Source organism: Roseomonas mucosa ATCC BAA-692 (genome assembly GCF_000622225.1).
In the GTDB taxonomy this organism is placed as follows: Bacteria; Pseudomonadota; Alphaproteobacteria; order Acetobacterales; family Acetobacteraceae; genus Roseomonas; species Roseomonas mucosa.
The window spans coordinates 113545-121209 of the sequence record NZ_KK211413.1 but is presented as its reverse complement, the minus strand read 5'-3'; the positions used below and the strand labels follow the sequence as shown (position 1 = coordinate 121209).

General features: G+C 66.4%; 8 protein-coding genes and 2 pseudogenes. 4 read left to right on the top strand and 6 right to left on the bottom strand.

Annotation, left to right across the window (positions count from 1 at the left end):
- Nucleotides 1-190, bottom strand: a pseudogene (locus tag BT98_RS0122110) (IS21 family transposase); the annotation flags it as partial.
- Nucleotides 191-455: 265 nt separating this feature from the next.
- Here BT98_RS0122110 and BT98_RS25695 point away from each other — a divergent pair.
- Nucleotides 456-1099 (top strand): annotated as a pseudogene (locus BT98_RS25695) (SOS response-associated peptidase).
- Nucleotides 1100-1135: 36 nt separating this feature from the next.
- On the opposite strand, the gene BT98_RS28310 reads toward BT98_RS25695, so the two are convergent.
- From BT98_RS28310 to BT98_RS0122090, 5 genes are all read right to left on the bottom strand, one after another.
- Entirely contained in the window at nt 1136-1741 is a 606-nt protein-coding gene (locus BT98_RS28310) for a hypothetical protein (protein ID WP_026033102.1), read from the bottom strand.
- Nucleotides 1738-1932 (bottom strand): hypothetical protein, encoded by a 195-nt coding sequence (locus tag BT98_RS27530; RefSeq protein WP_075798175.1) that lies wholly within the window; start codon nt 1930-1932, stop codon nt 1738-1740. Before BT98_RS27530 ends, BT98_RS28310 begins: the two co-directional genes overlap by 4 nt.
- Nucleotides 1933-2224: 292 nt before the next feature.
- Complete coding sequence (locus tag BT98_RS0122095) at nt 2225-3241, bottom strand: patatin-like phospholipase family protein (protein ID WP_081798711.1); 1017 nt, start codon at nt 3239-3241, stop codon at nt 2225-2227.
- Nucleotides 3231-3737, bottom strand: a complete 507-nt coding sequence (locus BT98_RS27525; RefSeq protein WP_019460600.1) for a hypothetical protein — start codon at nt 3735-3737, stop codon at nt 3231-3233. Before BT98_RS27525 ends, BT98_RS0122095 begins: the two co-directional genes overlap by 11 nt.
- Before the next feature lie 6 nt (nt 3738-3743).
- Complete coding sequence (locus BT98_RS0122090) at nt 3744-4343, bottom strand: hypothetical protein (RefSeq protein ID WP_019460599.1); 600 nt, start codon at nt 4341-4343, stop codon at nt 3744-3746.
- A gap of 242 nt (nt 4344-4585) precedes the next feature.
- Between BT98_RS0122090 and BT98_RS25685 the strand changes: the two genes are divergently transcribed.
- Genes BT98_RS25685 through BT98_RS0122075 form a run of 3 tightly spaced genes read left to right on the top strand, consistent with a single transcriptional unit; the run spans nt 4586 to nt 7663 of the window.
- Complete coding sequence (locus BT98_RS25685) at nt 4586-4924, top strand: PadR family transcriptional regulator (protein WP_019460598.1); 339 nt, start codon at nt 4586-4588, stop codon at nt 4922-4924.
- Between the two features lie 55 nt (nt 4925-4979).
- A complete protein-coding gene (locus BT98_RS0122080) occupies nt 4980-6437 on the top strand; it encodes an FAD-dependent oxidoreductase (protein WP_019460597.1) in 1458 nt (485 codons plus the stop codon).
- Nucleotides 6434-7663 carry an MFS transporter gene (locus BT98_RS0122075; protein ID WP_019460596.1) on the top strand — a complete coding sequence of 410 codons (1230 nt, stop codon included), beginning with the start codon at nt 6434-6436 and terminating at the stop codon, nt 7661-7663. The genes BT98_RS0122080 and BT98_RS0122075 overlap by 4 nt, the downstream gene beginning before the upstream one ends.
- Nucleotides 7664-7665: the final 2 nt, after the last annotated feature.

Sequence of the window (7665 nt, the reverse complement as noted above, 5' to 3'; positions counted from 1 at the left end):
CGGCCTGCCACGGCCCCAGCTTGGGCTGCGGCTGCCGCGCCCGGCTGTAGCGGAATTCCGTCTCCCCGGACCGCAGAACCTTCCGGACCACCTTTCGCGAAATCCCGAGCTCACGACAGATCGCCTTGATCGACTTGCCCTGCACCCGGTGCAGGCGCCGGATCTTTGCCACTGTCTCCACGACCAGCATCCCAGCCCTGGCTCCCGATCATCCCGGAAACCACTGTGAACCCCGCCGTCAGTGGGGTCCCGTTTGGACGCCGATCACCCCTCCAACAGGGTTCCTATTCCATGCCGATCCACAGCCCGCGGCATCATGACCGGCCAAGCCAAGCGCCAGCAGGCGGCTGCGACGCGTCAGAGCGCCAAACAGGTCACAGACTTCTGGACGGCAGCGATGACCGGCGCGGCGCCGAAGAAGCGGACCAGAAAGAAGCGGCCCTGAGAGACGGTCGATGTGCAATCTCTACTCGATGACCAGCAACCAGCGGGCCATCCTCGACCTGACGCGAGCCACGCGTGACAGCACCGGCAACCAGCCGCCGTTACCCGCCATCTATCCGGACAGCATGGCGCCTGTCGTGCGCCAAGCCGAGGATGGCGAACGCGAGCTCACAATGATGCGCTGGGGATGCCGGGGCCAGAGCAGTATGGCGGCCATCCCGTGACCAACATCCGCAACACCCGCAGCCCGCACTGGCGCCGGTGGCTCGGCCCGGCGCACCGTTGCCTGGTGCCGGTCACCTCCTTCTCCGAGTGGGAAGATACGAAGCCCAAGAAGACGCCGGTGTGGTTCGCGCTCTCGGAGGAGCGGCCGCTGTTCGCCTTCGCGGGCATCTGGACCCAGTGGACTGGCACCCGCGGCCCAAAGTCAGCCCCTGTTGAGGGAGAGCACGAACTCTACGGCTTCCTGACCTGCGACCCGAACGAGACGGTGGGTGCCATCCACCCTACGGCGATGCCGGTTCTGCTAACCACGCCGGACGAGATGGACACCTGGCTGGAGGCGCCGTGGGAGATCGCCCGGGAGCTTCAGCGGCCCTTGCCGGATGCCGATATGCTCATCGTGGCCAAGGGCAACCGAAAGGATCCGGCATAAGGGCGTTCTTAGACGCCCGCGGCTTGAGACTCGAGGTCACCGGGGTAGGAACAGGCCCTTGATGCAGGTGTCATTGCACACTGCAATCTGGGTGTGGGACTTCAGATAGAATCCGCCGTCTGGATAGACAGGCTCGCCTTCAGTAAACAGGCCGCGGACTGTATCGAAGGGAGCCAGTGCTTCGGTGCCGGGAGGCAGGTCGTCCTTCTGCTCCAAGATGGAATGGAGGCGGCGGATGACGGCGCAGTCCAGATTGCGAAGCAGCTTATCGTTGGTCGTGCTGCCCTTGATGTCCTTGTTACGCGGCAGCGCTAACCCGCTCTTCTCGTGCGAAGCTGCAAGGCTCTCATAAGCGATCTTCAGCCAGTCAAGGTTCTCGCGGACCAGAAGATCCAGGCAGTTGCCCAAGTCAATGACCGCGCCGAGAACGAACGGCTTCTCGTAGGCGCCGCGGGCGACCTTCTCCTCGGCCCACTCGCGGGCTCGTCCGGGATCACCCTCCCAGAAGTAGACACCCGGACCAAGCCAGTCGTAGTCCCTCTCGCTGCGCAGCAGGTTCACTTCCCCAGCAAGGGCTTTCCTGCCCACCTCTTCGTCGCAGCCGTGATAGCCGAGAACGAAGGAAGTAGCGTACCGGCTCAACTACGGACTGCGGCTGGCTTCTTCGCTGACTTCTTCGACGCTGTGCCGCCGTATTCAGGAGCAAGACGGCCATCAGCCAGCCGGATACCCTCGCGAACCAAAGCGGCCCGGGCAACATCACGGGTAGTCGTGTTCACCTCAGTGTACCGCCTGGCCATCATCTCGAAGGTCTTGCGTTGAGCTTCCGTCATCTACCGCTCCTGTCACCCAACAACCTAGTGCGCCTCGGGGCTGGAAACAACGCCTCCCTAGCCTCTCAGGAGCTTGGTTCCTGAGTGAGGCACTTCGTCGCGCATCTAGTAACTTATTGTTATGGCTTCACCTTCAATGACATGGAGGCGTTCCGTAGCCTCGCGCCACGGCTGATGAAGAGCTTGATACCTCCCCTCCAAGCATAGCCTTCCGGTAGGTCCAAGCAGCCCGCCATCCAGGCCAGGTCACTGAAGCCGAAACGTGGTGCCCTGTGTACAGGGCGCCGGGCGCTCAGCGGCGGACGAACTGCGCTCGCGCGACCATCCTGCGCCAAACTCCGTGACTCTGATGATCGCGCAGACCGGCTTGGGTCTGCTGAGCGAGGTCCTCCAGCGTCTGGCGCGCCTCCCCCGAGGCGTTATCAAGCTGGAGCAACTTGGCTTGGGCGTCGCTCGGGGCGCGATCAAGCCGCAGATAGCGACCGCCTCCGAGGCGGGCTTTGGCCTCTGCGATCCCATGAGCTTCCTGGACAGCCATCATCAGGTCGACAATGCCGCGGCCGCCCAGGCGCCCGAGAGTTCCCGGCACGCCGAAAGCGGCTGGAGTAAGAGTGCCGACCCCTCCCTGTGCGGGGGCACAGGTTCCTACCGAGAGGATGGCGAGCCGTTCCTCCGGCAAGCCAAGGCTGAAGGTGGCCTCGCGGATGGCCAGAGCGTCCGGCGCGTTGGCCGCAATGCCCCCGTCCACGAGATCCATGGAGGTGCCCCCCGAGCCCAGGCTCGCCCGATGTGAGGGGAAGTAGGTCGGAGCAGCCGAGGTCGCCATAGCAGCGTCCGCGGTAGACATGAGCGCAGTGGCGCCGCCGTCCCAACTCGACAGCACCACCAGTCTTGCCGTTGCAGGCGACACCGAGACGACCATGACGGGAGTCGGCGCCGCAGAGAGTGAGAGACTAGCCTGAGCGGGAAGGATCCGCTTCACGGCATCGCCGACCCGCCCACCGCGATAGGGCGGCCCAAAGGCGCGCCGTAATCCTGGGAGGGGATATCGTGGGAAGATCGCCGGGCCGTGCTCCCCGATCATGTCCGCCAAGGTGCGCGCAGGCACCCCGTGGGCCAAGCCAAGCGCCAGTATGCCGCCGATCGATGTTCCCGCGATAAGGTCGAAGATCCGGTTGCAGGGTGCACCAACCGCCTCTTCGACGGCTGCAAGCACGAGGGCGCTGTAGTAGCCACGGAAGCCGCCGCCTGACAGGCAAAGGAGCAGCGGCATTGTCTGGCGGGCTTCTGCCGCATCGTCAGGTGCCATGTGCACCTAGCCAGGTCGATGCAGGGACAAAGCGGACGCCAAGACCATCGAGTACTCTGATCGTTGCAGGATCGTCAGGACCTGGCCCGATCAGCGGCTTGAGGTGGGCGGCGGCCGTGGCGAAGACGAGAAGCTCGTCAGGCCCTAACTGCTGGGCAACGTGCTGGGCGATCCCATCATCATAGGCGGCGATATTCACCTCCAGGGATCGGATCTGCGCCCAGATGTCCAGCGCTGGTTCATCAGGATATGGGTATTGGGTAGGGTTAATCCGCGCCATCTGCCGGGCATGCGCCTCTACCGCCTGGTATCCCCGCTTTCTGAGTTCCGGTGACGCGCCACTCTCTCCGAAGAACTGATCTTTCATGATGGCGTGGGAGAGCGGCGATACCCAGATCTCCTCAGTTGGTGCAGTGCGGATGTACTTGGCGAGGGGGCTGTCCGCCCACAGCAAGCTGACACGCAGCCCGGCAGTCGTCAGGAAAAAGCCAGCCACAACCGTTCAGCCGGGCTCGCCAAGCAGTTCGGCGATGGCGCGCTCGCGATCCGCAGCCTTCTGCCGCTTCGGCAGTGGCCGGTTGAAGTCACCGGAACTCAATTGCGCGGCTTCCGAAGCCGAGAACTCAACCGGCATCAGGTCACCGGCTCGTGGCTTCGACTTGAGGGCCTCTTCAGCCAGTTCCATGATGACCTCGAGAACGCGCCAGTCGACCATCGCGACCGCCTCGTCCACCTTCCCCTGCTTCGAGATGACAGACACGAAGCTCTCCCGCGTCCCACTCATCAGCCTGGGAAGCGCGGCCCTGGCACGCTCCACCGTGGCCTCGGTCAAAGGCGCCGCATCCTTCTCCTCGCTGACGGGCTCCAAACCTACTCGCACAGCCAGCCCTGTGATCACCTGGCGGACGCGGTCAGCCAGGGAGCGGGCCAACTCATCGGGCGAGCTAGGCGTGCTGGCTTGGATGTGGACGAACTCGGCCACAGATACCTTGTCACCCGCCGAGCCCGCCAACTGCTGCTGGCCACGGATACGAAAGATGCGGTTCTCTCCCCTGCCTTGAGGCTGGCTGGGACGGGCGCTTCGAGCGGTCAGGAAAAACATGTAGCCTCCTTCGCCTGCGGGGCACCGGCCCACAAGCTGTACAGCCAACACATAGATCTGTACATGTTTTCGCCCCAAGAGACAAGAATCCTCCGCAACCGCCACAGCGACGTGCGGTACTTCTTGATACCTCGCCCTCCAAGGCATAGCTTGCCGATATGCCCAAGCAGCCCACTCTCCAAGCCGTCCCTCGTCCCTCCCCGGACTTCACGGACCGGAGCTACTGGGCCGGAACCATCAAGATGGCCCTCAGCCGCTTCTTCGTGCTCCAGGTCCTGCACGATGGCCCGGCGCACGGCTACGACATCGCCCGAGCGGTTGAGCGGACCACCAATGGCTGCTGCTCGCCGTCCGAGGGTGCCCTGTATCCGACGCTCCGGGAGTTCGAGCAGGGCGGTTATCTGACCTCGGAATCTGAGGTCGTCTCCGGCCGTGAGCGCAAGGTCTACACCCTGACCGACAAGGGCCGGGAAGCCTTCAAGGTTGGCCTGGAGGCCTGGATGGATGCCACAGCCGCCCTGACCGAAACCGGCCGCGCCGCCAAGGCCCGCCGCAAGGCCAAGGGCACCTGCCAATGCTGACCCTTGGCTTATTCGTATGCATCGCCCACCGAGGCATAACAAAGGGGAACGTCAGATGAGCTCCTGCTGCTCCGCCAAGCCTGCCCCTCAGAACAGGGCCCCTGAGCGCTCCGCGAGCCCCGGATCGCTGCCCGTCGCCATCATCGGCGGTGGTCCGGTCGGCCTGGCTGCCGCCGCGCACCTGCTGGAGCGCGGCCTGGAGCCGGTGGTGTTCGAGGCCGGACCTTCGGTCGGCACGGCGCCTCTGGACTGGGGCCATGTCCATACCTTCTCCCCCTGGCGGTACAATGTAGACCGGGCCTGCCGCGCGCTCCTGGAGCGGCACGGGTGGACGGCGCCAGATGCCGAGGTCTTCCCGACCGGCCGCGAGCTCGTCGAGGACTACCTGGCACCTCTGGCCGTCTTACCGGAGTTCGCCGCCTGCCTGCGTCTGAACACCCGGGTGACGGGCGTCGCACGGTTGCGGGCTGGCAAGGTTCGCAATGACGGTCGTGAGCAGCAGCCGTTCGAGGTCAGGTTTCAGACCGGGGGCCAAGAGGGCCGCCTGCTCGCGCGGGCCGTTATCGTGGCGACCGGCACCTGGGGACATCCCAATCCGGCAGGCGCCTCTGGCCTGCCCGCCATCGGTGAGCAATCAGCCGCCGACCGGATCCGCTACGGCATGCCGGACGTCCTGGGCGCCGAGCGAGGCCGGTACGCGGGCAAGCGCGTGCTGGTTGTCGGCTCTGGCCACTCGGCCATCGGCAGCCTCATCGACCTCGTCGCCCTGGCCGACCAGGCGCCGGGCACCACCGTCATCTGGGCGGCGCGCAGCCCTGATCTGACGCGGGCCTACGGTGGTGGCGCGGCCGACCAGTTGCCGGAGCGTGGCGCTCTGGGGCAGCGGCTGAAGGCCTATGTCGAGGGTGGCCGGGTGCAGTTGCTGGCGCCCTTCGCTGTGGAGGAGATCCGCCGCCAGACAGACGGCTCGCTAGATGTCCTCGATAGCAGCGGCCGGTCGGTTCAGGCGGACGAGATGGTGGTGGCCACCGGCCTGCGCCCTGAGCTCTCCATCCTGCGGGAGGTCCGCCTCGACCTGGATCCGGCGCTGGAGTGCCCGCGCGTCCTGGCGCCTCTGATCGACCCCAACCTGCACTCCTGCGGGACCGTCCGGCCGCATGGTGCCATCGAGCTCCAGCAGCCAGACAGCGGACTCTTCCTGGCGGGCATGACCTCCTACGGGCGGGCCCCGACCTTCCTGCTGGCCACCGGCTACGAGCAGGTGCGCTCAATCGCCGCCTTCTTGGCAGGCGACATCGAGGCCGCGCGCCGGGTGGAACTCGACCTGCCGCAGACTGGCGTGTGCACCAGCAACCGCGTGCTGCCTGCGGACGCTGACGCGGCATCCTCCTGCTGCACGCCTGCAACGCCCCAGGGCGCCTGCTGCGCGCCCAAGCCCGAATTGGCGGAGGATGCTCCGTGCTGCGGGACCGCAGCCCAGAAAGTGTCCGTCCCGGCCGAGCCTGCGGAATGAGCCAGGCCGCCATTCAGGCTCAGGCTGGCTCCACAGGTCCGGCGGCCAGCCGCAGCCGCCTGACCGTGGTCTCCGCCATCGGTGTCGCCCAGATCCTGGCCTGGGGAAGCAGTTACTACCTGCTGGCCGTGCTCGCCGGACCGATCGCCTCGGACACGGGCTGGCCGCTCACCTGGATCATGGGTGCCCTGTCCATCGGCATGCTGGTCTCCGGTTTGGCCTCCCCGCGCATCGGCCACCTGATCGACCGGCATGGCGGCCGCCCCGTGCTGGCAGCCAGCGCTGTCCTCCTCTCCGCTGGCCTGCTGCTGCTTGGGCTGGCACCCAGCCTGCCGGTCTTCGTGCTGGCCTGGGTCATCCTCGGGCTGGCCATGGGTGCCGGGCTGTACGACCCCGCCTTCTCGACCCTGGGGCGGCTCTACGGCGAGCAGGCGCGCTCCGCCATCACCCACGTCACCCTATTCGGCGGCTTCGCCAGCACGGTCTGCTGGCCGCTCAGCGCCTTCCTGGTCGACCATCTGGGCTGGCGCGGCGCCTGCCTGACCTATGCCGCCATCCACTTGGCCGTCGTGCTGCCGCTCTACCTGTTCGGGGTGCCGCGTGAAGCCGCTAAGCCCGCCACAGCACCCACGGCCGCCAAGGCTGCCGCGCCGTCGGGCCATGTGCAGGCGGGTCAGCGCTATGCCTTCGTTATGCTGGCGGCAGGGTTCACCCTGGCGGCGATCATCATGACTGTGCTCTCCGTCCACCTGCTGACCCTGCTCCAGTCGCAGGGACTAGCGTTGGCGGCGGCCGTCGCCTTGGGCACGCTGATCGGCCCGGCGCAGGTCGGCGCCCGCGTGCTGGAGATGCTGTTCGGCAAGAAGGCGCATCCCATCTGGAGCCTGGTCGCGTCCGCGGTGCTGGTGGCGGTCGGCCTGGGCATGCTGGTGGGCGCCCCGGGTGTCATGGCGGTGGGCATCGTCATGTACGGCATGGGCAGCGGCATCCGCTCCATCGCCCGCGACACGGTGCCCTTGGCCCTGTTCGGCAAGGAGGGCTACGCCGTGCTGATGGGCCGCATCGCCATGCCGACCCTCATCGCGCAGGCAGCCTCGCCCTTTCTCGGCGCCTGGCTGCTGGACAGCTTCGGCACGCAGGCGACGCTGGCTATCCTGTGCGGGGCAGCGATGCTGAACATCCTGATGGTGCTGGCACTCGTGCCCAATGCGCTCCGGCGTTCCTGACA